The sequence below is a fragment of the Paenibacillus sp. genome, assembly GCF_031177825.1.
Taxonomy (GTDB): Bacteria; Bacillota; Bacilli; order Paenibacillales; family YIM-B00363; genus Paenibacillus_AE.
Map to the genome: position 1 here is coordinate 15,967 of NZ_JAPSKE010000010.1, position 22,676 is coordinate 38,642.

At 64.1% G+C, this 22,676-nt stretch carries 21 protein-coding genes; 1 reads left to right on the top strand and 20 read right to left on the bottom strand.

Going from position 1 to position 22,676, the window contains the following annotated elements; genetic code table 11:
- Positions 1 to 22: 22 nt before the first annotated feature.
- The 14 genes from ggt to RIN49_RS13755 all read right to left on the bottom strand — a co-directional run bounded on the left by ggt (position 23) and on the right by RIN49_RS13755 (position 14,535).
- Positions 23 to 1,606 carry a gamma-glutamyltransferase gene (gene ggt / locus RIN49_RS13690; RefSeq protein ID WP_309120731.1) on the bottom strand — a complete coding sequence of 528 codons (1,584 nt, stop codon included), beginning with the start codon at positions 1,604 to 1,606 and terminating at the stop codon, positions 23 to 25.
- Between the two features lie 102 nt (positions 1,607 to 1,708).
- Positions 1,709 to 2,575: a fumarylacetoacetate hydrolase family protein gene (locus RIN49_RS13695; RefSeq protein WP_309120732.1), complete on the bottom strand. Its 867-nt coding sequence runs from the start codon at positions 2,573 to 2,575 to the stop codon at positions 1,709 to 1,711.
- Positions 2,572 to 3,354: a cysteine hydrolase family protein gene (locus RIN49_RS13700; protein WP_309120733.1), complete on the bottom strand. Its 783-nt coding sequence runs from the start codon at positions 3,352 to 3,354 to the stop codon at positions 2,572 to 2,574. Before RIN49_RS13700 ends, RIN49_RS13695 begins: the two co-directional genes overlap by 4 nt.
- 69 nt (positions 3,355 to 3,423) lie before the next feature.
- The gene (locus tag RIN49_RS13705) at positions 3,424 to 4,620 is read right to left on the bottom strand and encodes an amidase (RefSeq protein ID WP_309120734.1); all 1,197 of its coding nucleotides are present in this window, start codon (positions 4,618 to 4,620) and stop codon (positions 3,424 to 3,426) included.
- A gap of 9 nt (positions 4,621 to 4,629) precedes the next feature.
- On the bottom strand, positions 4,630 to 5,058 hold the full coding sequence (locus tag RIN49_RS13710; protein ID WP_309120735.1) for a cupin domain-containing protein: 429 nt from the start codon (positions 5,056 to 5,058) through the stop codon (positions 4,630 to 4,632).
- Positions 5,012 to 6,772, bottom strand: coding sequence for a CocE/NonD family hydrolase (locus tag RIN49_RS13715; protein ID WP_309120736.1), 1,761 nt, complete (start codon positions 6,770 to 6,772; stop codon positions 5,012 to 5,014). The genes RIN49_RS13710 and RIN49_RS13715 overlap by 47 nt, the downstream gene beginning before the upstream one ends.
- Positions 6,773 to 6,812: 40 nt before the next feature.
- Positions 6,813 to 7,928 carry an ABC transporter ATP-binding protein gene (locus RIN49_RS13720; RefSeq protein WP_309120737.1) on the bottom strand — a complete coding sequence of 372 codons (1,116 nt, stop codon included), beginning with the start codon at positions 7,926 to 7,928 and terminating at the stop codon, positions 6,813 to 6,815.
- 29 nt (positions 7,929 to 7,957) lie between these two features.
- Positions 7,958 to 8,761 (bottom strand): ABC transporter permease, encoded by an 804-nt coding sequence (locus RIN49_RS13725; protein ID WP_309120738.1) that lies wholly within the window; start codon positions 8,759 to 8,761, stop codon positions 7,958 to 7,960.
- A complete protein-coding gene (locus tag RIN49_RS13730; RefSeq protein ID WP_309120739.1) occupies positions 8,754 to 9,656 on the bottom strand; it encodes an ABC transporter permease in 903 nt (300 codons plus the stop codon). The genes RIN49_RS13725 and RIN49_RS13730 overlap by 8 nt, the downstream gene beginning before the upstream one ends.
- A gap of 83 nt (positions 9,657 to 9,739) precedes the next feature.
- Positions 9,740 to 10,855, bottom strand: a complete 1,116-nt coding sequence (locus RIN49_RS13735; protein ID WP_309120740.1) for an extracellular solute-binding protein — start codon at positions 10,853 to 10,855, stop codon at positions 9,740 to 9,742.
- A gap of 45 nt (positions 10,856 to 10,900) precedes the next feature.
- Positions 10,901 to 11,629, bottom strand: coding sequence for an SDR family NAD(P)-dependent oxidoreductase (locus tag RIN49_RS13740; protein ID WP_309120741.1), 729 nt, complete (start codon positions 11,627 to 11,629; stop codon positions 10,901 to 10,903).
- A 5-nt stretch (positions 11,630 to 11,634) separates the two neighbouring features.
- Positions 11,635 to 12,966 carry an FAD-binding oxidoreductase gene (locus RIN49_RS13745; RefSeq protein ID WP_309120742.1) on the bottom strand — a complete coding sequence of 444 codons (1,332 nt, stop codon included), beginning with the start codon at positions 12,964 to 12,966 and terminating at the stop codon, positions 11,635 to 11,637.
- Positions 12,967 to 12,989: 23 nt separating this feature from the next.
- Positions 12,990 to 13,805, bottom strand: a complete 816-nt coding sequence (locus RIN49_RS13750) for a creatininase family protein (protein WP_309120743.1) — start codon at positions 13,803 to 13,805, stop codon at positions 12,990 to 12,992.
- 31 nt (positions 13,806 to 13,836) lie between these two features.
- The gene (locus RIN49_RS13755; protein WP_309120744.1) at positions 13,837 to 14,535 is read right to left on the bottom strand and encodes an NAD(P)H-dependent oxidoreductase; all 699 of its coding nucleotides are present in this window, start codon (positions 14,533 to 14,535) and stop codon (positions 13,837 to 13,839) included.
- Positions 14,536 to 14,809: 274 nt separating this feature from the next.
- On the opposite strand from RIN49_RS13755, the gene RIN49_RS13760 reads away from it, so the two are divergent.
- Positions 14,810 to 16,411 carry a PucR family transcriptional regulator gene (locus RIN49_RS13760; protein ID WP_309120745.1) on the top strand — a complete coding sequence of 534 codons (1,602 nt, stop codon included), beginning with the start codon at positions 14,810 to 14,812 and terminating at the stop codon, positions 16,409 to 16,411.
- A 28-nt stretch (positions 16,412 to 16,439) separates the two neighbouring features.
- Here the strand turns inward: RIN49_RS13760 and RIN49_RS13765 are convergent, their stop codons facing one another.
- The 6 genes from RIN49_RS13765 to RIN49_RS13790 all read right to left on the bottom strand — a co-directional run bounded on the left by RIN49_RS13765 (position 16,440) and on the right by RIN49_RS13790 (position 22,578).
- Entirely contained in the window at positions 16,440 to 16,619 is a 180-nt protein-coding gene (locus RIN49_RS13765; protein ID WP_309120746.1) for a hypothetical protein, read from the bottom strand.
- Positions 16,620 to 16,778: 159 nt separating this feature from the next.
- Positions 16,779 to 17,144, bottom strand: a complete 366-nt coding sequence (locus RIN49_RS13770) for an STAS domain-containing protein (protein ID WP_309120747.1) — start codon at positions 17,142 to 17,144, stop codon at positions 16,779 to 16,781.
- Positions 17,141 to 17,584, bottom strand: coding sequence for an ATP-binding protein (locus RIN49_RS13775; protein ID WP_309120748.1), 444 nt, complete (start codon positions 17,582 to 17,584; stop codon positions 17,141 to 17,143). The genes RIN49_RS13770 and RIN49_RS13775 overlap by 4 nt, the downstream gene beginning before the upstream one ends.
- Before the next feature lie 57 nt (positions 17,585 to 17,641).
- Positions 17,642 to 19,444, bottom strand: coding sequence for an AfsR/SARP family transcriptional regulator (locus RIN49_RS13780; RefSeq protein ID WP_309120749.1), 1,803 nt, complete (start codon positions 19,442 to 19,444; stop codon positions 17,642 to 17,644).
- On the bottom strand, positions 19,371 to 20,984 hold the full coding sequence (locus RIN49_RS13785) for a PP2C family protein-serine/threonine phosphatase (RefSeq protein ID WP_309120750.1): 1,614 nt from the start codon (positions 20,982 to 20,984) through the stop codon (positions 19,371 to 19,373). The genes RIN49_RS13780 and RIN49_RS13785 overlap by 74 nt, the downstream gene beginning before the upstream one ends.
- Complete coding sequence (locus RIN49_RS13790) at positions 20,977 to 22,578, bottom strand: PP2C family protein-serine/threonine phosphatase (RefSeq protein ID WP_309120751.1); 1,602 nt, start codon at positions 22,576 to 22,578, stop codon at positions 20,977 to 20,979. Before RIN49_RS13790 ends, RIN49_RS13785 begins: the two co-directional genes overlap by 8 nt.
- Positions 22,579 to 22,676: the final 98 nt, after the last annotated feature.

Here is a 22,676-nt window from a genome sequence, read left to right on the forward strand (position 1 = left end):
TCGCTTGCGGTCCAAGCCGATGTTACCACCCGATGGCCGCGCCGTCCGCCCGCGGATCGGTACCCCCGCGGCGGAAGCCTTCGTCGTCGATCAGAATCGCATGCGCGTGACCGACCTTGCCGTCGAACGCCGGCAGCTCGACGACGCGATGCCCCGCCCGGGCCAATGCCTCGCGAACGGCTTCGTCGATCCGGCGTTCCGTCTTCAGCTCCTGCGTCGCTTCGCCCCAGGTGCGGCCCCATACGAAGCGAGGCGCGGACACCGCGCTTTGCGGATCGAAGCCGTAGTCGAGCATGCGCGTGAGCAGCGCCGTCTGCGTCTGCGGCTGCCCTTCCCCGCCTTGCGTGCCGTACAGCACATGCGGCTTCCCATCCTTGCAAACCATGGCCGGCATGAGCGTGTGGAAGGTGCGTTTCCTCGGCTCTAACGTATTGACGTGATTCGGGTCCAGCGAAAAGTAAGAGCCGCGGTTCTGCAGCAAGATGCCGGTCGAACCCGCCGTCACGGCGGAGCCGAACTCGAAATACAAGCTCTGGATGAACGAAACCGCGTTCCCTTCCCGATCGACGACCGCGGCGTACGCCGTATCGTTGCCGATCGGCTCGGCGTTCGCTTCCCGGGCGAGATCCATGCGAATCTCCGCCGCGAGCTCGGCCGCGTACGTCTTCGAGAGCAGCCGATCCAGCGGAATCCGGGCGAAGGCCGGATCCGTCAAGTACGCGTCGCGGTCCCGGAAGCTCAGCTTGAGCGCCTCGACGAGCAAGTGGTAATACTCGAACGAGCCCTCTTCGACGGCGCCGGCAAGATCGAAGCGCTCCAGCAGGTTCAGCGTCATGATGCCCGTGAAGCCTTGCGAATTCGGAGGCGCTTGGTAGACGTCGTATCCTCTATAGGTACCGGACAGCGGCTCGGCCCAATCGCCTCGGTGATCGGCGAAGTCGTCCAGGGTCAACAGCCCCCCGTTCCGCTGCAAATACGCGACGATCTCCTGGGCGATCGAACCTTCGTAGAAGGCTTCCCTTCCCCTCTGCGCGATCTCCCGCAGACTATCTCCCAATGCCCGCTGCACGAACCGGCTCCCCTTCGGCGGCACGCGCCCCCCGGGCGCGTAGATGGCGTTCGTCACGGGCGAGACCGACAGCAGGTCGAACCGCGCGGCCGTATTTTCGTATTGATCGCCGGACAACGGGAACCCTCCCGTCGCATAGCGGATGGCGGGCTCTAACACTTCGCCGAAGGACAAGCGGCCGTACCGATCCAGCATGGCCGCCCAGGCGTCGACCGTCCCGGGCACCGTGACGACGCTCCGCGGGCCTCGCGCCGGGATCGCGGTCTCCCCTTCGAAGGCGGCCCGCGTCGCGTTCCGTCCGGATCGCCCGCTCCCGTTGTAAGCCCGAACCTTCCCCTCCGACGGGGTATACGACAGCCAGAACGAGTCGCCTCCGAGCCCCGTCATATGCGGATACACGACGGCGAGGCACGCGCTGACCGCCACGGCGGCGTCGAACGCGTTGCCGCCCCGCTGCAGCGTCGCCGCGCCCGCGGCGGAAGCCAACGCATGCGGGCTGACGACCATCGTTTCGGTACCGATCATCGATTTGAGCATTCCGATCGACTCCCTTCCCGTTTCCGAATGCATGCGCGAAGCCAAGGCCGGGGCCTTGGCTTACTCTATTTTATCGACTCTACCATGAAGTTCTGCTTTCGACTAGAGTTCGCGAACGATCGGATTCGCGAGCGGCGTCAATCCGTCGATGCTGCATTCCACCGTATCGCCGGCTCGAATGACGAGCGCACCGGGGGTGCCGGTCATGATGACGTCTCCCGGCAGCAGCGTCATGACGTTGGAATGGAAGGCCACCGTCTGCCACGGCCGGAACCGCATGTTGCGGACGACGTTGCGATGCATCGTCTCGCCGTTCAACGCCGCGCGAACCTCGATGTCCAACACGTCCGGATATTCGTCCGGCGTGACCAGCTCCGAGCCGAAGCTGAAGAACGTGTCGAAGCTCTTCGCTCGCGTCAAGAACCGGGGGTTCCGCCGGTGAATATCGTCCGCGGACATGTCGAACACGGCGGCGAACCCGGCGACGTACCGCTCCGCCTCTTCCTCCGGCACGTTCTTGCACGGCCTCCCGATGACGATCGCCAGCTCCGCCTCCGCGACCGTTCGCTCGGATTGAGCGGGGAGCCGAATCGGATCGCCCGGACCGATGAGCGCCGTATCGGGCTTTAAGAACCCGACCGGCTCCGCGTCCGGGTCCGTCTGCCGCAGCTCCTCTTCGTTCGCCGCGTAGTTAAAGCCGATACCCCAGATTTTCCGCGGCCGGCGATACAAGGGCGCGTACGCCGCCCGATCGAACGGGACGGCGTCCATCGCCGCGAGCGTCTCCGCGCCGCCCGCGCGGTGCCAAGCGGCCAGCTCGTTCAGCTGGCCCGATTCGATCAGATCGAACGGATCCGTGCGCCATCGAGCGCCCAGCTCGCGATTGATGCGGTCGACCAAGACGAATCCGCGGGGAGCGGCGATTGCGGCCTTCTCCGCGCCGTCGATCTTTAGAGTGGTTAGTTTCATGTAGAGCTCCTTATGGATTTCCTCGCGTCTCGGGCGGACAGCAGCGCTTCCGAATCGGCGACGAAGCCGTAGCATTGCTTGACGTTGTAGATCGTAGCCTCCATGCAGTAAGCCGGCGACGTCGTCGCGCTGCAATCCTGCAGCAGGATGCTGTCGTAGCCGAGGCAGACCGCGTCCTGGAGCGTCGCCATGACGCATTGGTCCGCGTTCACGCCGGCGAACAGCACCGTGTCGACGCGCAGATTGCGCAGAATGCTGTCCAGCGGCGTATCCCAGAAGCCGCTCATTCGGTATTTATCGACGTGAATATCGGTCGGCGCGACCGCGAGCTCGTCGACGATGGCGGCCCCCCAGCTTCCCTTCTCCAACACCTTCGACCCGTGGCCCGGCAACGAACCGCCGATCCCTATGTCGTCGCCCGCGGCATCGTACACGTGAAGGACGGACGGACTTAAATTCATACGGTCCGGCCGGTTGCCCCAATTCAGCCATACGATCGGCACGCCGTCCTCCCGAAGCGCCTTCGCGAGCCGATTGATCGGCTCGATGGGCCTGCGGGCAGGCGTATAATCCGCCCCGATATAATCGAGCCACCCCGACGGGCTGCAAAAGTCGTTCTGCATATCCACGATCACGAGCGCGCTTCTCGACAAGTCCAAGAAGAGCCACTGCGGCTCGGCCGCAAATTCGACGTGTATCGGATCTCGCGCCGTTCTTCGGAGATCGACATACTCCTTGGACACGGTCCAATGGTTCGCTGCATTCCCAAGTCTGTTCATTCGCGCTCCTCTCCGCCGATCGCATCGGCTGTGGTTTTATTGAAATGTCGTCGCGCCCTCGAAGGCGGGTCACGTCGACACCGTAATCGGCAGAAGCGCGGGCGCGATCGATTCCGCCCACGCCAGAAGGCGAGCGTCTTGCCCGGGTCCCGCGAGGAACGAGACGCCTACCGGAAGCCCGTTCCATTCGACGAGCGGCATCGTCAGCTGCGGCAAGCCCGCGAGGCCCGCCGCGCAGCACATCTGAAGCGTAGCCGTCCGCCGCTTCTCCAGCTCGGGACCGACCGTGTTGCGCAAGGGCGGTCCGGCCGGAGCCGTCGGCATGACGAGGATGCCGTCCCCGCCGAGCAGCGCCGCCATGCGCTGCCGGATGCGTTCCCGGAGCTCGAGCTCCGGCTCCGTCTCTTCAGGGCGAATCGTGCGCGCCCAGGCGAACCGTTCGGCGACGCCGGGACCGAAGCGGGGCTTGACGCGCTCCACCCAAGCGCCGTGCGTCCGCCAAATTTCCGAGCCCTGGAGCAGCCGGAAGCAGTTCATCCATCGCTCCAGCCCTTCCTCGGATACGGTGACGCCGACGGCCGGTTCGCGGAGCGCCTCGACCTGCTTCAGGACCGCTCTCGCGGCGTTCGCGACGGCCGGGTCGGCGGCGGCGAACGCATCCTCCGCCGCGAGCAGCCGCCGGAAGCCCGTCGGCGCTTCCGGCGGCGCGGGCAGCAAGGCGCCGCCGACGCGGCGAAGCGCCGAGGCGTCCCGCGCCAGCCAGCCGACCGTGTCGAACGACGGCGCGAGCGGCACCATGCCCGCGTCGGGAACGGCGCCGTGCGTCGGCCGAAAGCCGAAGATCCCGCAGTAGCTCGCCGGGATGCGGACCGATCCGCCGGTGTCGCTCCCGAGCGCGAAGTCGGCCTCTCCCGCGGCTACGGCGACGGCCGATCCGCTGGAGGAGCCGCCCGGAATATGGCGCGGCGCCTTCGGGTTCAAGGGCGTCCCGTAGTGGTAATTTTCACCGTTCAAGCTGTACATTAACTCGTCGGTGTGCGTCGTCCCGATCAGCTCGGCGCCCGATCGCAGCAGCCGTTCGACGGCTTCGGCGTGGTTCGCCGCCGGCTCGTGCGTGCTTCTCCATTCGGGGCTGCCCGCGCCGGCGACGTACCCGCGCAGCGCGAAAATATCTTTCGCCGCGAAGCGCATCCCGGACAACGGGCCTTCCGAAGTCGGCGCCAGCGTCATGCCGCGGTCGAAGAAAGCGTTCCACGCATCCCTCATGGCGGCTCCTTACGTTCCTGCGATCGCGCCGGACAACACCCGCTTGTCTTCTTCGTCCAACTCGGCTTTCGGACCCGCCTTGATCAGATCGGAGAAGTCCTCGTCCGGCACCATCGTCGTTAACGTGTACAGCCGGCTCGCGCCCGTATTCACCACTTGGTGCGTGGATTGCGGCGGAACGACCATGAAGGAACCCTGCTTCAGAGGTATGCGCGCGTCGTCGACGATCGCCACGCCTTCGCCGTACAGCACGTAAAAGTACTCTTGCGCCTCTTTATGAATATTCGGGGGCGTCTGACCGCCCGGCTCGAAAATTTCGATCACGGATACGAAGCCGGCCTGCGCTCCGTCGCACAAGAGCACGAATTTATTCGTGTCCGACGCCGAAATTTTATGCACCGCGCACGTCTCGAACGTTCCTGCCGTCATCTCTTTCATCGTCATCGCTCCTCAATTCGTATTGGATCTCGGGCGCGAGCGGAAGCTCCAGATAGGAGGATGTTCCGTTCGCGTAGACGGCGACCGTCGCCATGTGGAGCTGCTCCGGACCGAGGCCGAACTGCTCCGCGAGGCGCACGCCGTTCATATGTCTGGCGAAGAGGGGGAAGGCGCTGCCCGTCAGCTCCAGCCGCAGCCTCGCGCCCGCGGGCAGCCGCGCCGCGGTCATGCGCATCGGGACCGTCGCCTCGCAAGGTCCGTCGTCGGCCGGGCACGCGCCCGAATCGATCTCCGCGCGGCCGACCGACAACAAGCGCGCCTTGCCGTCCGCGTCGACCGCCGTCAGGACGGCCACGAGGTCCGTCGGTCCGCCCAGCGCTTGGCAGCGCACGGTCGCGATCGGCGCCCCGAGCAGCGAGATCGCCTCGGCCAGCGGCTCCCCGGTGTACACGAGAATTTCGTAACGTTCCTGCGCCTGGCTTCGATCGACGGGTAGATACGACTCCACCCGCATCGGAAGCCTGGCGTCGTAGACGAACACGTCGGGAGTATCGACCGACGGCGCGCCCTTCTCCGCATTCAGCCTGCCGCCGCCGAGCGCTCCGTTCGCCGGTCGCCCGTCGTTCCCTAAGTACAACGTGCGCTTCCCTGCGGTTACCGCGGCCGTCCCAGGCAGCGCGTCCGCCCGGCGCCAGACGCCGCTTCCGGGCTCGTAATACAGTACCCGAGGTTCGTTCGCGGGCAGAGCGTCTTCCTTGCCCTTGAGCCAGTAGTCGAACCACTTCAGCTGCTCGCGATGTACGTTCCCGTCGGCAGACGGCCCGTGATCGACGCCGCCCGCGAAGCGGCCCCACGGGATGTGGTCCCATGGTCCGATCAACAGCCGATCGCAGGGCGCCTCTCCCTTCTCTCCCCGGAGCCCCTGCAGCGTTTCGAAGCTCAGGAGCGTTCCGTCCAATATATAATCGTACCAGCCGCCGATCAGCAGCGCCGGCACCGTCGCGTTCGCACCTGGTTTCAACCAATTGAACTGTTCCCAATACGCATCGTATTCGGGATGTTCGACCCAATCGTAATAAGCCGGAAAATAGCGAGCGAGCGCGTCGTCCGCGTCGGAAATCGGCAGCTGCGAGGCTTCGCCCGCGCTTGCCATCATGCGCGCGCAGTAGGCTTCCGCCTCGGCGTCCCCCGCGCGGCGAGCCGTGTCCCTCGCTAGCTGGAACGCCCACGTCCGCAGCTCGCCGAGCGCGAAGCTCCCCCTCGGGTAGAACGCGCCGCGGTACATATCCGACGCGCACATCGCCGGCGCGATCGCCGCCAAATGCGGAGGCCGGAGCGACGCCGCCGCCCACTGGGTCGCCCCTTGGTACGAAAATCCGTACATGCCCACCTTGCCGTTCGAACGCGGCAGCTTCGCCGCCCACTCGACCGCGTCGTATCCGTCCGAAGCCTCGTGGAGGTAAGGGTAAAACTCGCCCTCGGACTCCCCCCGGCCGCGTACGTCCTGCACGACGACCATGTAGCCCTGGTTCGCGTACCAGACCGGATGCGCGCACACCACCGTCGAAGCCAGCGACTTGCCGTACGGCTGACGCATAAGCAGCACCGGCAGCGGATCCGTCCCGTTCGGACAATACACGTCCGCGTAGAGCTTAACGCCGTCCCTTAGGACGCACGGCACATTGCGCTGCAGCCGAACGCCTCCGAATTGCATAGGCGAATCCTCCTCTCCTGCGAAAATAGATGGGGCCGATCTAACTGTGAATCGGAGCCGGAGCCTCCAATCGGACGCCCGGCAGCAGCTTCGTCGTCCGCGCGTCGAAGACGAGCGTCTTGTCCGGGTCGAACCGCAGCCGCACGCGCTGTCCGACCTGCGGCGCGACCTCGTTCGGCGCGAGACAGCAGAGCGGCGTCTCGGAGAACGCGACGGCGACGTACGTCAGAACGTAAGCGCCTAAGCGCTCCACGATCTTCACGACGCCGGGGACGCCTTCCGTAACGGAGAGTCGAATGTCCTCCGGACGAATGCCGACGACCGCTTCCTTCGGCAGGGTAGACGCCGGCATCCTCTCGGAAGTCAACGCCCGGAACTCTTCGCCCAAGCGCACGCCCGGCCGACCGTCCTCCGTCTCTATCGCCGCGTTCAAGAAGTTGATCGGCGGATCGCCCAGGAACCCGGCGACGAACGCGTTCGCCGGCGCGTTGTACAGCTCCAACGGCGCGCCGTATTGTTGGATGACGCCGTTCTGCAGCACGGCGATCCGGTCTCCGAGCGTCACCGCTTCCTCCTGATCGTGCGTCACCATAATGGTGGTAATGCCGAGCTCCTGCTGCAGCGTCTTCATCTCGATCCGGATTTGCCGGCGAAGCTTCGCGTCCAAGTTGGACAGCGGCTCGTCGAACAACAGCAGCGACGGCTGGAGCGCCACGACTCTCGCGATCGCCACCCGCTGCCGCTGTCCGCCGGACAGCTGCGCCGGGTACCGCTTCTCGAGGCCCGTCAAGCCGACGAGCTTCAGCGCCGATCGGATGCGGTCCTTGACGACGTCGGACGGCAGCTTTCGCGTCTTCAGACCGAACGCGATGTTGCCCTCCACCGTCATGTGCGGAAATAACGCGTAGTCCTGAAAGACGAAGCCGAAGTTGCGCTTGTTCGGCGGCAGCTCTTGAATGTCCCGGCCATCTAGCCGCACCGAGCCCGAATCCGCGTGCTCGAAGCCGCCGACGATCCGCAGAATCGTACTCTTCCCCGATCCGCTCGGGCCGAGCAGGCAGATGAATTCCCCGTCCTTCACGTCCATCCGGATGTCGCTTAACACCTCGACGCCGCGGAACTGCTTCGTAACGGATTCTAACGTCAATTCGCTCATCGCTTCTCGCTCCCCCTGCTCTCCATCGATTAGAAAAACCGCGACCAACGGGCGACCTTCTCGCCCACGAACGACATGACGAAGATAAGCGCCGTGAACACGACCGACCAGGCCAGCACGATCGGATTGAGGCCTTGGATCTGCTCGGAATATACCCGTACCGGGAACGTCGCTTCCCCCGAGCCGGCGATGAACATCGTCAGCGTCACGTCGGTGAACGATACCAGGAAGCCGAAGATCGCCCCGACGAGAATGCCCGGCGCGACGATCGGCAGCGTCACCTTCCGAAACGTCCGCCATTTGCCCGCGCCTAAGCTGTACGCCGCTTCTTCCAGCCACCCGCTCATCTCCCGCATGCTCTGCAGGATGATCCGGAACACGAACGGCATAATCATGACCGTGTGCGCCAGGATGATGGAGAACGACGACCGGGAAAACCCGATCATGCCGTAAAACTGGATCAAGCCGAGCGCCCAGATGACCAAGGGGAAAAAGAGCGGCGCGAGCACGATCGCTTCGATCGTCTGATTCCCGTTCTTCTTGAGCGAAAGCGCCGTCGGCAGCGCCACCCCGACCGAGAGCAGCGTGGACACCGTCGCGATCTCGATGCTGCGCACGACCGATTGGCGGTATCCGGCGTGCGACGCCATCTCATGGAACCAATGCAGACTGAACCCCTTCGGCGGGAAGGAGAAGTATTTCGCCTCGCTGAACGCGGCGAGCACGAGCAGCACCGAAGGCGCGACGATAAATAGGAAGCAGAGGAAGCCCGCAACGACGTAGACGGCTTTGAGCAGCCACCCGAGTCCTTTCTCCGTGCCGGCGCTAAGCATGCTTTCTCCCTCCCATCACCTTCATGAACAATGCGAAGAACAGAACGAGCGACGCCAAGATCAAGATCAGCGCGACCGAGATGACGGAGGCGAACGACCAGTCGAAGATGCGCAGCGCTTGTTGATAAATGACGAGGCCGATCAGCTGCACCTTCGATTGCCCGATGATGACCAAGGTGGAGAAGGAGCCGATGACGCCCCCGAACACGAGGACGGAGCCGGCCATGATGCCCCCGCGCGTCAGCGGCAGCGTCACCTTCACGAACGTCGTCCACGAATCGGCCCCGAGGCTTCTCGAGGCTTCCAGCACGTTCGCCGGAATCGACCGGAGCGAGTTTAAGATGGCGAGCACCATGAACGGCAGGAAACCGTGCACGAGCGAAACGACGACCGCCCCGAAGGTGCCGAGGAAATTGATCGGCGCGTCCAGCCACCCGAGATCCAGCAGGATCGCGTTGACCGGTCCGTATCTCGCGAAGATGATATATAGGCCGAGCGATTGCAGAAGAACGCCGCTGAAGGAAGGCGTCAATACGAGCGTAATCAATCCGGTCTTCATTCCGGACTTCGACCGGTAGATGATGTGAGCGACGAGATACCCGATCGCGATCGTGATCGGGACGACGACGATCCCCGTCCAGATCGTGCGGAGGATCGACTTGACGAAATACGGCTCCGTGAAGAACCGAACGTAATTGTCGAACGTGAACGACTTCTCCCAGATCGACTTCTCGATTTCGTTGACCTGGAAGCTCGTCGTCAGCAAGATCAAGATCGGAATGAAGAAGATCGCGACGAAAAGAACGAGAGCGGGAGAAAGCAGCAGCAGGTTGGACTTGAATTGCCGCCTCGCCAGCCGCTTCGTCATGCTGTGTCGCGCGATAGGAACTTCCACTGGTTTCCCCCTCCTCCGAGAAAAGGTTCTCTCTCTAGTTCGGCGCGGCCCGAACCTTCCGTCCCGGCCGCGCCGCCTCCAACCTATTCAGTCAAGATGCGTTCGTTCCACATTTGCGTCCACTGCGCGCGCTGCTCGATGATGTAGAGCCAGTCGAGCGTCACCAATTGGTCTACGGCGTCTTCCCCGTATACGACCTTGGACGCCAGCTCGTCGTCCAACACGACTTCTTTGTTCGTCGGTCCGTAGAAGCCTATGGACGCCAGGTCCGCGAGCACGGCTTCGTCGAGGAATCGATTCACGAATTCCTTCGCGAGCGCTTCGTTCTTCGTTCCTTCCGCGATGACCATCGTGTTCTTCGCCATGATCGGACCCGGGTTTTCCGGATAGACGAACTCGATCGGCGCGCCTTGCGCGATCAGCAGGTTGGCGATGTAGTTGAACGTCGGCGCCGCCGCGACCGTGCCGTTCGTCATCTCGAGCGCCAGCTCGTCGACGTTGAAGTACGACATCGGGATCGGCTTCAGCTCTTCCAGCTTGGCGAAGTTGTCCTCGTAGTCCTGCTCCGTCTTGCCGAAGGCGAGGCCCGCCACCGACAGGAACGATTCCGCTTCGAAGCCCGGGAACTGCGGGAACGCGATCTTGCCCTTCAATTCCTCGGTCCACAGGTCGCTCCACTGCGTAATCGGCTTCGACACCATCTCCGGGTTGTACGCGATGCCGAGCGCCATAAAGCTGGAGCCGTACCCGTATTCCTGCGCCTTCGGGTACAGCTTCGCGAAATTCGGGATCGTCGGATCCACGTCCTGCGCGACGCCGTCTTCGATGACTTGTCTTGCTTCATATAGATTCAGGAAGGCGATATCCATGGTCGGGTTCCCCTTCTCCGCATACAATCTTGCGAAGCGGTCGCCGGTTCCGCCCAAGACCAATTCGATTTCGGCGCCCATTTCTTTCAGAGGTCCTTCGATGTGCTTCTTGATCACTTCTTCGTGCGGGCCGCCCCATACGCCGACGACGAGCTTCTGTCCGTCGAAGGGGCGATCGGTTTCCGCCGCGTCCGTCGTCCCGGTCGTCTCCGCCGGTTCAGGCGTCTCCGCCGGCTCGGGCGTTTCGTTCGTCGCCGCGCCGCCGCATGCCGACACTGCCAGCGCTAAAATCGTAGTCATTGCGAATCCAAAGTAACGTTTCCCTTTCATGGTTTCTTTCCCTCCCGATAATGGTTTTTTCTCTGTATCAATACGTCAATACATGATCATGCCGCCGGTCACGTTCACGGCTTGCCCCGTCATATACCGGGCTTCGTGCGTCGACAAGAAATACGCGACGTCCGCGACGTCGTCCGGTCGGCCCAGCCGGCCGAGCGGCGTCTTCTCGAGCCAGAATTCGTCGGCATGAGGCGCGTCGTGACCCATGTTCGTCTTGATGATGCCCGGACACAGGCTGTTCGCCCGAACGCGATACGGACCGAATTCCATCGCCATGATCTTCGTCAGCTCGATGACGGCCGCCTTGCTTGCGCAATAGGCGGATTCGAGCGGTTGGCCCCACTTCCCTCCCATAGACGCCGTGTTCAGAATCACCCCTTTCTTCGCGGCCATCATCGATCCGGCGATCGGACGGGTCACGTTGTAGATCCCTTTGACGTTCACGTTGAAAATCGCGTCGATGTCTTCTTCCGTCGTGTCGAGGAACGATCGCCAGCGGGAGATGCCCGCGTTGTTCAGCAGCACGTCGATGAAGCCGAAGGTTTCGAGCGCTTCGCGGACGGCGCGCTCGGCATCCGCCTGCTTCGCCACGTCGCAGGCGAAATATGCGCCGCCGCTCTCCGCCGTCACCCGGCTCGCCTCCTCGCTCGGCTCGGCCGAAAGATCCAGGATGACGACGCGGTCGCCCTCCTTCGCGAATTTGTTCGCCATCGCGAGGCCGATGCCTCGGTTGCCGCCCGTCACGAGCGCCGTTCTCTGATTCATCTCGTTTACGCTCCTTCCGTCCGGAGCTTCCCCGGATTCAATAACCCCAACGGGTCGTTCTCCCGCTTCTTCCGCTGCATGACGTTCGCCTCTCCCCGGCCGCCGTCTTCCAGGATCCAAGTGTGCGGATCGTAAATGACGACGCCGATCGATTCGCAGAACGCGATGATGTCGTACAATCGGCTCTCCGTCGTGTATCGGACGAGCGGCAGCGCGGTCGGGACGAGCTCGCCGGAGACGCGGATCCATTCGAGGTGAAGCAGCACCTCGTCGCCGAACGCGTCCTTCAGACGCCGCGCCTGCTCCGTGACGCGTTCCAACGCGAAGTCCGCTTGCAAATACGTGATCGTCGGTTCCGACTTCAGCGCCCATAACGTCGTATGATTCCATGTAAAATCGGACAGCCCGATGCCCTGCCGATACCGCTCCGGCGGGATGACGTGCGCCACCGCTCCGCCGCATACCGCCGCCAAGGAGCTCACCGCTTCCTCCGAGCCGGCTTCCGTCTCGAGCAGCGCGGCGGCGGCTCCTTGCCGGAGCGCCTTCGCGAGCGGCTTGAAGTAGGCGGGGATCGGCCATTCCACCGTTGACACGAGCCGCTTACGGATCGAGCCCTCGCCGGCCAGCGCTTGGGAGAAGGCTAACGCGTCGTCGAAGCGTTCGAACGAGACGACCGACTGCACCCACTCCGCCCGCGGCGCGAGCGGAATGACCACCTCCGTCACGATGCCCGTCGTGCCGTAGTTGTGAATATACGGGAGCAATTCCTCGCCCTTCACCGTCAGCCGCCGCGGCCGCTCCTCCAGCGTGTACACGGTCGCTTCGAGCACGTTGCCGTCCCACAGATTGCCCCAGGAGATGGACCCGATGCCGCCCGACCCGCCGCAGACGAAGCCGCCGACCGTCGCCTTCATGAACGTGCTCGGGTAGATGCGCAGCTCCTGCCCCTGCTCCCGGGCCTGCTTCTCCAATGCGCCCATGCGGACGCCGCATTGGACCCGCGCGTACCCGGGACCGATCTCGAGCACGCGGTTCAATCCGCTCGCGTCGAGCACGATGCCGCCCTCGAGCGGAACCGCTTGCCCGTAATTGCCCGTCCCCGCGCCGCGGACGGTGACCGGCAGCCGATGCCGGTACGCGAAAGCCAGCGCCGCCGCAAGCTCCCGTTCGTCCGTCGGCGCCGCGATCCCGTCCGCCAGCTTCTCCCGCAGCAGCGGCTCGAGCACCGGCGAATACCAGTAGTAATCCTTCGACAGCTTCTCGCGCGACGCCGGATCGAGCAGGAACCGCTCCTCGCCCAAGACGTCGACGGCTTCCTTCCGCCATTCCGTCGCCATGCCGCTCGCTCCCCTCGCGTATGCTAGTCTCCGGAGCGGATGCTCTTCATGTCGAAGGCCGCCATCTCGAGCAGCGCCTCGGCGATCATCCGCCCGCCCTGCGTCAGGAGCCGATCCCCCTTCTCCTCGGTCGCGATCGTCGCGTCACCCGTAATGCCGCTCGCGGACAGATCGTCCATCACCCAGGAGTACGCTTTGTTTTTCAAATCGAGATACCCTGTCGGGAAGTTCGGCACTTCGCGCGGAGCAAGCTCCATATTCACCCAAGCGCTCTTAATGCCGAGAACCAGAGAGGTTTCCAGATCGCCGCCGTGGAGACCGATGCGCCGTTCTTCCTCGTCGATGACGCCTTCGCCCATCTTGAGGCCGCCCGCGTCCATGCGGAACACCGTAAGCCCGCAATCGACCCGGATTTCCCGCGCCATCATGTTCAACAAATCCGCGTTGCCGCCGTGCGTATTGAACAGGAGCAGCTTCGCGAAGCCGGCCCGGCTCACGCTTCGGGCGACGTCGAGCAGCACGCGCATGAGCGTCTCCGCGGAGAGCGTGATCGTGCCGGGGTGGTTCGCGTGCTCGTTGCTCTTCCCGAACGGAATCGGGGGCAGCAGCCAGATGCGGGCGTCCTCCGGCAGCCGCTCGAACGCCTCCGTGAGCAGCGCTTCGCCGATCAACGTGTCGGTGAAGGACGGCAGATGCGGTCCGTGCTGCTCCGTCGCGCCGACCGGCAGCACGACGAGCGCCCCTTCCTTCGGCAGCTTCGGTACCTCGAGTCTGCTCAGCCGCGGCAAGAAGCGGGTATCCCACGCTTTGCCCGTGTAACGCGTCATTTTCGTAGACATGTCTCTTCCTCCTGTAGGTTCTAATTGAAATTCAATCTATGAAACCCCGCGCTTTCAACGCATCCGCGACATTCGCCACTCGCCCGCCTAACCGGGAAGCGATCGTCAGCTCTCTCGCGTCCGGCGTCAGCGAGCTGTCCGGCCCCGCCAAGGTGGAGGCGCCGTACGGAGAACCGCCGATCGCGTCCGCCGTGAGAAATTCGGGATTTTCGGAATAGGGCAGCCCTACGAAGATCATGCCGAAGTGCAGCAGCGGCACGATGGAGGTCAGGATCGTCGCTTCGTGACCGGTATGGATCGAGCCTGCGCTCGTGAAGACGCCGGCGGGCTTCCCTTCGAGCGCGCCTTCGGCGGATACTTCCCCCGCGAACTCCAAGAACAGCTTCACTTGGGCCGGCATCATGCCGTAATACGTCGGGAACCCCCATACGACGCCGTCGGCCCAGCGCAGATCGTCGTTGGTCGCGATCGGGACGTCTCGTTGAGCGGCGAGCGCCGCCTCGTATTTCTGAAACCGTTCGTCGGTCTTGAACCGCCGCTGCAGCGAGCTCAACGCTTCGCCCGGGTTCGGTTTATCCAAATACGGCGTCCGGTCGTTCGGAGACTCCATCTCGGGGATGCGAACCGTCCGCACCGCCGCCCCGGCGGCTTCCGCGCCGGCGGCGCAAGCCTCCGCCATTCGAAACACGTGGCCGTAAGCACTGTAGTACACTACCAGTAGGTTCGTCATCGGCGATGCCCGCCTCCTTTCCTTGCCTCTCAGTGTAGTCCCCTGCCGGAAGTTGAGTCAACATACCTAACACATCTTTGGAATACACCATAAGAAGATGGTTGGTTTTTTAGATATTAACCAAAGTTGAACCCCATTTATAACCATTTTCCCTTTTATTTGCGCAATACTGAGTGATATTGTGTTATGTTTTCTAACATGCATTTGACCAAACCTTAGAAGTAGTTTTATATTTCTTTAATATAGTGAAACGCTATGGAAGGGAGACGGGAGCATGCGCTTAACGGTCGAGGAAGCCCTGACCATCTACCCCTTGTCGAAAGCCAAGCTCGTGGCCGGTTCGAAGGGGATCGGACGAATCATCACGTCGCTCAATACGATGGACGCCCCCGACGTCTTCGATTGGATCAAATCCGGGGAGATGTTGTTTACGACCGCCTTCGCCATCAAGGATACGCCGGACAGCTTCCTCCAGATGCTGCGGAAGCTGGACGAACGAGGAGCGGCGGGGATCGGCATCAAGCTCGGCAGGTATTGGTCGGAGATTCCGGACATCGTTCTGGAAGAGGCCGACCGCATGCATTTTCCGATTCTGGAGCTGCCTTACGAATTTACCTTCTCCGACCAGATGAACGCCCTCTTCCACGCGGAGTTTCAACGCAGCACCGAGAAGCTCCACGACGCGCTCGAGAAGCAGAAGCAGCTTGTCCGGTTCGCGCTGCAAACGCAAAGCTTCGCCGATCCGTTCCAGAAGGTCGCCGACATTCTGGCGCGCCCTCTCGCCGTCGTGAACGCGCGGGGGCAAATTTTATTGAATGCGAGCGGATGGCCGGAGGCGGAATTGCTCGCGTCTTGGCCTTGGCCTCCGAAGCTGAGCCGCATCGAGAGCGAACGCGGCTGGACGAGTCGCATTCCGCTGACGAAGGAAGCCGACTGCTACGGCTTCTTGCTGGTGATGTCCGACGATCCGGACGCGCTTCAAGAAGAAGAGGGGCTGCTGCATCAAGCGGCCGAAATTTTATCCCATCACATGAGCCGCCTCGACGACGATCAACAGACGATCGCCAGCTACCAATGGGGGACGTTGATCGAACGGTACGTGCAGCGGCAAATTCCGAGGGATACGTTCCAGGAACAAGCGAGGACGATCGGATCGCCCGGACCCGCCGGCCCGTTCGTGTGCGTCGTCACCATCCCGTCCGCGGATTCGTCTCCGGAGTCCGCCCGCGATCGATTCCACGATTTTCGCAGGGAAATCAAATACCACTTGCATCTGGGAACGTTGGAGTCGCGGCAGCACGTCCTGTTCCGCGACCGCCTGCTGTCCGTGTTTCAGATGAACGACGGCGCAAGCTCCGGGGAGGCGTTCATGAATCTCGTCGTGAAGAGCTTCGACGACATCCATCGAACGCAAGCCGGCGACCCCTTGCGAAGCTACGTGAGCAAGGTCAAGCTCGAGCTGCCCGAGCTGTTGGAAGCGTACGAGGAATGCACGGAAGCGAAGAAGATCGCGGACGCGCTCTCCTTCCACTCCCCGGTCGTCCCTTTCGCCAACCTGGAGCTGTCGTATGTGTTTCGGTACATTCCCAACGACATCATGAAGCGATACTGCGACAACGTGCTGCGTCCGCTCCAATCGAAAGACGAAGAGTACCGGACGTACATGCTGAGCACGCTGGAATGTTATTTCGCCAACGAAGGGCAAATCAATGAGGTCGCCAAGCAAATGTTCATTCATCGGAATACGGTGTTGTACCGTTTGGAGAAGATGAGCGAGCTGCTGGGGCTGGACTTGAGGAAAATGGGGGATTTACTGAAGCTGAAGCTGCTGTTCATGTTCAAGCGCTTAATGACGACGAACGATTACAACGCTTGACGGTTCATCGAGCGATGGTTCCCCGCCGTCATACGACCGCAAAGGCCCGGCGCGCTTCCTCGCCGATCGGTTCGCGCGGCTCGGCGTTCCGCTCGCGGCGTTCCACCTCGCCCTCGGTCCGCTCGTCGAGTTCATCGCCGGCCGCACCGGGTACGATCGCTTCGGCGCCTATAATCGAGCGGAAGTGCCTTCTTTCCGTTCCGACCACTTCGGGCCGCTCCGGTTCGTCGAGACGCTGCTCTATTTCGCGCTCGTCTACGCGGCATGGCGCGTCTTCGCCGCCCGCCGCAGCCGCAGCGCCGGGGCCGCCGGCATCGCCGCGAAGCGGTCCGGATGGCTCGACCGGCTCGATCCCGACGTCCGCGGGTCAACCGCAGTCCTGCTCGATCCGTTCCGCTATGGCGTATTCGCTCGGGTATATCGCCATATATTCGGTTAACCCGACCATCCGGAACAACTTCTGATAATGCCCGCTTACCCCGAATGCGAACGTGCGGTACCCCGCCTTCAGGCCCGAGCGGACGATCCGGATCAGCAGGGCGATGCCTGCGCTGTTAATATAAGGGACATCGGCGAAGTCGATGACGAGGTTCGTCTTCCCGCCGTCGAGCCCTTCCTGCCACGACCGCAGGCCGAGCAGCGTCTCCTCGGCTTGCTTCGTCAGGTCCCCGTGCAGCGTCAGCGCCGTATAATGCTGCGTTTCCCGCAGCGTCGCGCGGCAATCGCGGTTCATCGTCCCTCCTCCTTCCTTAGCATGAAAGTCAATGCCGTGCAAAACCCGCGTCCCCCCCGAAAATGCTCTACCCTGTCCGCCAGCTCCGACATGAGCAGAATGCCCCACCCGCGTTCGCTGCCTTCGTTCGCGGGCGCGGTCCGCTTCGACAGCTTCGCTTCGTCGGCCCCGGGGCCTTCGTCGTATACGCGGAACCGCGCCTCGCCGCCCGCGTACTCGAACTCTACGAGCACCCACCGTTCCGGATTCATGCCGTTGCCGTGCTCCGCCGCGTTGAGGCACGCCTCCGCCACGGCGCTGGCCATATCCTCTATGCGATCGGCCGGAAACCCGCAGCCGAGGGACAATGTCCTCAGGTCGGCCAGCACCCGCTTCTCTTCCCCGTAGCGGCTGGGGTACCGCCACGTTCGGCGGACTTCGCCGCCGGTCAGCTCCGTCATCCGCTCACCGTCTTCCTCTAGTTCCGGTCGTGTTTCTTTAAGTGTAACCAAGCTCGCTTACATTTTCCTTACAGAAGCGGATGCGCCGAGCAGCCGTCTCGTCTCCGGCGACGGCTTCGCGCCGAGCTCGTCCCGCAGCCGACGTTCGAACGCCTCGTATAGACTCTCGGCCTCCGACTTCCGCCCCGCGTCCGTCAGCAGCTCCAACAGCGCCTGCAGCGGTTCCTCCCGATGCGGGTCCAGCTCCGACCACGCTCTCGCGTACCGCTCGGCCCGCGCCATGTCCGATCGGCGAAGCGCCGCGCGATACAGCCGCTCCAGCACACGGCTTTGCAGCCGCTCGAGCTCGTCGCGCTGCCGGTCCAGCCATTCGAGGTAAGGCTTATTGGGCAAGAGCGGCCCGTATAACTCGGCCGCCGTCTCGTACAGTTCTTCGGACAGCTCCGGCTGATCCAGCTGCAGCCGATCGGCCACGCGCACCAGCGTGACGTACTTCTCCGCGTCGACCTCTTCGATCGATGCCTCCGGCAGCGACACGACGCCGTCCCGAAGCACGGCGCCCTCGCCCCAGCCGAGCGCCTCCTTCAACGCGCGCCGGATTTCGTGAATCGCCACGTACAGCTGATTGGCCGCCTTGACGGGTTCCGCGTCGCTGCCGAACAACGCGTCGATCGCATGCTCCTTCGGCATCGCGTGACCGGGACGAAGCAGCAGCAAGAGGAACAGCTCCTGCGCCTTCTTCCGCTTCCAGCGCGGCGCCGCGATCGGCTCCCCCGCGCGCTCCAGCGCGAGTTCCCCGAAGCAGCGCACGCGCACCGGAGCGCCTTCCCGAGGCGCCGCCGTCGGCCCTTCGACGAGCGCGGCCGCGCGAGAGATCGCGCGGCGGTACTCCGGCGGAAGCCCGAGCGGCAGCAGCGCCTCGGCGTCCGCAAGCGCCGCCTTCGCTTCCCCGGCGCGTCCCGCGCGAGCATGCCTCGACGCAGTGCGCAGCAGTTCCTCGGCCTGCAGCTCGAGGTCGCCGGGGAACCGCTCGCGCCGCGCCGCTTCCGCCCGCTCCGCCTCGCGATCCAGCTCCGCGCCCCCGAGCGTCGACAGCCTCAGTCGCAGCCGCAGCGCCTCGGCCAGCGCCCGATAGTAGTCGCTCGCGCCGAACGCCTCCTCCAAGGCGGACGCGTCGAGACCGACCTCGAGCAGCTTCGCGTGCGGCAGGTACGCCGGATGCCACGCCGCCTTCTGGCGCATCGTTCGGATGATCGGAGCCCCCGCTTCGGCCGGGATCTCCGCCGCCTCCGACAGGCGCTTCCATTCGAAGGCGGCCGCCAGCGCCCGCTCCCTCCGGTCCGCCCCGGCGAACCCGATCGCCGCCTCTTCGAAGCGTCGCAGCCGCTCCTCGACGGAGAGGCCGAGCAGGAACCCGCCCCGGCCCAGCGCGAACCAGACGTCCGGGCGACTGTCGCCGCCGTCGTCCGGAAGCTCTGTCTCCTCCTGCAAAAATCGCAGCCCCGTCTCCGCTTCCGCGACGTCCCCCAGATGCAAGCCGACGTCGGCGAGCCAGGCGATGCCCGCTCGGAGCGCACCCGCCGCGCCCGATCGGGCGAAGCCCCGCACCGCGAAAGCGAGAAGCGGCTTCGCCTCCCCGAATCGTCCGTCCCGCGCGAGACGCCTCGCGTAGGCGGCGGCGACGGTCGGCGATCGCGCCAGCCATTCCTCCGGCGGCGGAGCCGTCGCTTCTTCCGGCCAATCGCCGGCGTTGTCCGCGATGATGCATTCCAGCGCGAACCGTTCCTCATGATCCCGCAATGCGATCCGCCTCCTCTCCGGCAACGGGAAGTCGAAGCAGCAGCAGCGTCCGATCGTCATCGTACGCCCCTTGGCCGGGCGGCGGCAGCAGCTCGATCAGACGCCGAAGCGCCTGCTCGGCGGAGCCCCCTTCCGAGATCCGCTCCAACGCCCGTTCCAGCCGGGCGAAGCCGAACAGCTCCCCGTCCTCGGCGGTCGCCTCTACGATGCCGTCCGTGTAGAGCAGCAGCGCGTCGCCTGCCTCCAGCCGTTCGATCGTCTCCGCATAGTCTTCCTCGGCATCGATCCCGAGCGGCAACGACGGCAGCGCCTTCGCTTCCTCTGCCCGCCGCCCCCGAACGAGCAGCGGCGAGACGTGTCCGGCCGAAGCGTACCGCCAGGACGACGACGCCGCATCCCAGAACCCGACGCCCATCGTGACGTACATGCGCCCCTGCAGCGTCTCCGCGATCGCCATATTAAGCCGCCGCAGGAGCTCCGCCGGGGAGTCCGCGGCGCGCGCTTCCTTCCGAAACAAAGCGAGCGTCGCCGTCATCAGCATCGATGCGGATACGCCCTTGCCGGACACGTCGCCGATCATGACGACGAGTCCGCCGTCCGGCCGCTCGACGATATCGAACAGATCGCCGCCGACCTCCCGGCTCGGCGCGGACAACGCCGCCAGCTCGAGTCCGCCGCGGCTTCGCGCCGCCGCCGGCAGCAAACTCTTCTGCACCTGATAGGCGAGACGAAGCTCCTGCCTCGTCTCTTCGTACGACCTGCCCATATGACGCTGCAGCCGGTTGAACGCTTCGGCCAGTTCCCCGAATTCGTCGCCGGACACGACCGGAATCGGGCGATGCGCGGAAGCGCCTCCGCCCTGCTGCAACGCTTTCACCTCGGCCGACGCCGTCCGGATGTCCTGCCGGATTTCCGCGACCAGCAAGTAAAACACCGTCATGCCGAACGCGAGCCGAATCGCCGCCGCGACCGCGATATTGCCGATCTCGATCGGCCGGTGCGACGTCCCGGACAAGTACTCGAACCCTGCCGTGGACACGACGAAAAAGCAGCTAAGCGTCGCGACGCTCATCGGCAGTAGAAGGCTGGCGAGCGGGGCCGGGCGCGACTCCTTCGTTCCCAGGGATAAGAGCACCGGGCGCACCGCCCTGCGGGATAGGGCGTACTGCAGCGTGCCGATCACGAGAGCGACCGTCATCTCGCTGACGAACGAGCCCGCCAGATCGGCCCAATCGGATGCGGTCAGCTCGAGCACCGATCCGCCTCTCCTCCGGATGCTTGCGACATCGTATAATGCCGACAAGGCGATCGACAGAAGCAAGAGTCCCGACAGCATCTTCCCCGGCAGCCGCATGAGCCGCAGGCGGAGGTCTTCCGGATCGTCGCCCGACCCGATCCAGCGGTACGAGAAGACCGACAAGACGATCAGGATGAAGAGGTCCCCTGCAAGAATGGCCGGAATATTGAATTCGAGCAACCGCCGGAGCGGAATATGGTTCAAGAACACGTTGTCGACCGTCAGCATCGTCGTGCCGACCGCGACGGCCAAGGCGAAGACGGCCGCGAGTTTGGTCAGAAGCCGCAGCTTCAGCTTACGCATATCGCCGTTCCTCCTTGGCCGGGACGACGGTCGCCTCCGCGATCAGCAGCGCCCTGTCCGCATCGCGATTCCCGGCCTCCGCTCCTCCGAACGCCCAGATCCGGTCCAGCGCTTCCTCCGGATCGCTTCCGGCGGGGAGCGTCTCCGCGAAGTCGCGGAATGCCGCGAAGCCGTTCTCCTGCCCGTCCGCACGGAATCGTTCCGCCACTCCGCCGTTGTATAGGATAAGCCGTTGTCCCGGCCGCAACGTCCACTCTCCTTCGATGTAGGCCGTATCCGGCAGCGCGCCGATCGGCAGTCCGCTCGACGGGACGAGCTCGATCGAGCCGCCCTCCCATCGAAAGGGGGCGGTATGCCCCGCTCCCGCATACCTGGCCGTTCCGTCGCCCGGATCCAGAACGACGAGGCCGAGAGAGACGAGCGGATCGCCGCCGGCCGTGTCGTGCATCGAAGCGTTCAGCCTCGTCAACACCTCGCCCGGCGTACCGCCCGCGCGAAGCTCCGTCCGCAGCAGCATAACGGCCGCAGTCATCATCAACGCGCCCGAGGCGCCTGCGCTCGACACCTCGCCGAGCGCGATCGCGATGCGCCCATCGGGCAGCGCCATGTAATCGTAGAAGGCGCCGCCGACCGCCTTCGCGGACTGCAAGCGGCATCGGATGCGAAGCCCGTCCGCCTCGTGGCGCTCCGCGGGGAGCAGCATCCGCTGCAGCGAAGCCGCCAACGCCAAGTCTTCGCGCTGCTCCTCGCGGGCTGCGGCGGCTTTCGCGTGCAGCTCGCCGATCGCTTGCGCCAGCTCCCCGATCTCGTCCCGGACCGTCGCGGGCAGCGCGCGGGGACGGCGCTCGGCTGCGCCGCTCAGCGCGCGCATCGAGGCGGAGAGGGTGCGGAGTTCCCTTCGCAAGTAGAAGAACAGCAGAAACATGACCGCGCTGGCGATCGCCATCGCGACGAGCGCGATTCCGATCGTCGCCGACGCGGACGGCTGTTCTCCCCGCAGCGTCATGTTCCGGATGAACCACAGCTGCGGAATCGCGATGAAAAACAAGCCCGCCGCGAACGCCCCCGTCCAGAGACGGACGAACGAGCGCGGGGGCACCGCCGACGCACGCGCGCCGCGGTAGAATCGGAAATACGGCCGCAAGAGCCAGCGCGCGACCGACATATATACGAACGCCAGCGTCCATGCGAACGCCTGCTCGACCGCGAGATGACGAAGGACCAATTCGTCGAACGGACGAATACGGAACCCGTACACCTCGAGTCCATGGTACGCCGCGGAACCGATCGCGCCGGCCAGCGCGACGAAGCGGAACACCTCGCCGGGGAACCTCGTCAGCCGGTCGAACGCCAGCCGCGTTGCGTCCTCGCCTCGCCGCTCCCGGAACGACGTTTGCCTGACGGGATCGAGCCGGACCGTCGTATACCGATGCAGCGCGAACGTAAACAGCAGCATCGTTCCCGTCACGAAATAGAAATCGAATCGGAAAATATGCGCCCACGTCGATCGGTCGATGCCTACGTTATAGCCGTTCATACAGACGACGGCAAGAACGGCGGCCGCATAGTAAAATCGAATTAGGGATCGGTACATGAAGCGGACTCCCCTTCTCGCGAACGTAATTCTTAAGAACTATATTCGCGCAGGCGGGGCGTATTCCTCCATAAAAGTTCGTGAACTGGAGCGCGCGA

What these genes read in the sequence shown, in the direction of transcription:
- RIN49_RS13770 (WP_309120747.1), bottom strand. Translation starts at nt 17,144, where the DNA reads ATGAACCGCGATTGCCGCGCGACGCTGCGGGAAACGCAGCATTATACG.
- RIN49_RS13745 (WP_309120742.1), bottom strand. Translation starts at nt 12,966, where the DNA reads ATGGCGACGGAATGGCGGAAGGAAGCCGTCGACGTCTTGGGCGAGGAG.
- RIN49_RS13720 (WP_309120737.1), bottom strand. Translation starts at nt 7,928, where the DNA reads ATGAGCGAATTGACGTTAGAATCCGTTACGAAGCAGTTCCGCGGCGTC.
- RIN49_RS13755 (WP_309120744.1), bottom strand. Translation starts at nt 14,535, where the DNA reads ATGACGAACCTACTGGTAGTGTACTACAGTGCTTACGGCCACGTGTTT.
- RIN49_RS13695 (WP_309120732.1), bottom strand. Translation starts at nt 2,575, where the DNA reads ATGAAACTAACCACTCTAAAGATCGACGGCGCGGAGAAGGCCGCAATC.
- RIN49_RS13780 (WP_309120749.1), bottom strand. Translation starts at nt 19,444, where the DNA reads ATGACGATCGGACGCTGCTGCTGCTTCGACTTCCCGTTGCCGGAGAGG.
- RIN49_RS13760 (WP_309120745.1), top strand. Translation starts at nt 14,810, where the DNA reads ATGCGCTTAACGGTCGAGGAAGCCCTGACCATCTACCCCTTGTCGAAA.
- RIN49_RS13790 (WP_309120751.1), bottom strand. Translation starts at nt 22,578, where the DNA reads ATGTACCGATCCCTAATTCGATTTTACTATGCGGCCGCCGTTCTTGCC.
- RIN49_RS13700 (WP_309120733.1), bottom strand. Translation starts at nt 3,354, where the DNA reads ATGAACAGACTTGGGAATGCAGCGAACCATTGGACCGTGTCCAAGGAG.
- RIN49_RS13735 (WP_309120740.1), bottom strand. Translation starts at nt 10,855, where the DNA reads ATGAAAGGGAAACGTTACTTTGGATTCGCAATGACTACGATTTTAGCG.
- RIN49_RS13710 (WP_309120735.1), bottom strand. Translation starts at nt 5,058, where the DNA reads ATGAAAGAGATGACGGCAGGAACGTTCGAGACGTGCGCGGTGCATAAA.
- RIN49_RS13750 (WP_309120743.1), bottom strand. Translation starts at nt 13,805, where the DNA reads ATGTCTACGAAAATGACGCGTTACACGGGCAAAGCGTGGGATACCCGC.
- RIN49_RS13785 (WP_309120750.1), bottom strand. Translation starts at nt 20,984, where the DNA reads ATGCGTAAGCTGAAGCTGCGGCTTCTGACCAAACTCGCGGCCGTCTTC.
- ggt (WP_309120731.1), bottom strand. Translation starts at nt 1,606, where the DNA reads ATGCTCAAATCGATGATCGGTACCGAAACGATGGTCGTCAGCCCGCAT.
- RIN49_RS13705 (WP_309120734.1), bottom strand. Translation starts at nt 4,620, where the DNA reads ATGAGGGATGCGTGGAACGCTTTCTTCGACCGCGGCATGACGCTGGCG.
- RIN49_RS13725 (WP_309120738.1), bottom strand. Translation starts at nt 8,761, where the DNA reads ATGCTTAGCGCCGGCACGGAGAAAGGACTCGGGTGGCTGCTCAAAGCC.
- RIN49_RS13775 (WP_309120748.1), bottom strand. Translation starts at nt 17,584, where the DNA reads ATGACGGAGCTGACCGGCGGCGAAGTCCGCCGAACGTGGCGGTACCCC.
- RIN49_RS13740 (WP_309120741.1), bottom strand. Translation starts at nt 11,629, where the DNA reads ATGAATCAGAGAACGGCGCTCGTGACGGGCGGCAACCGAGGCATCGGC.
- RIN49_RS13715 (WP_309120736.1), bottom strand. Translation starts at nt 6,772, where the DNA reads ATGCAATTCGGAGGCGTTCGGCTGCAGCGCAATGTGCCGTGCGTCCTA.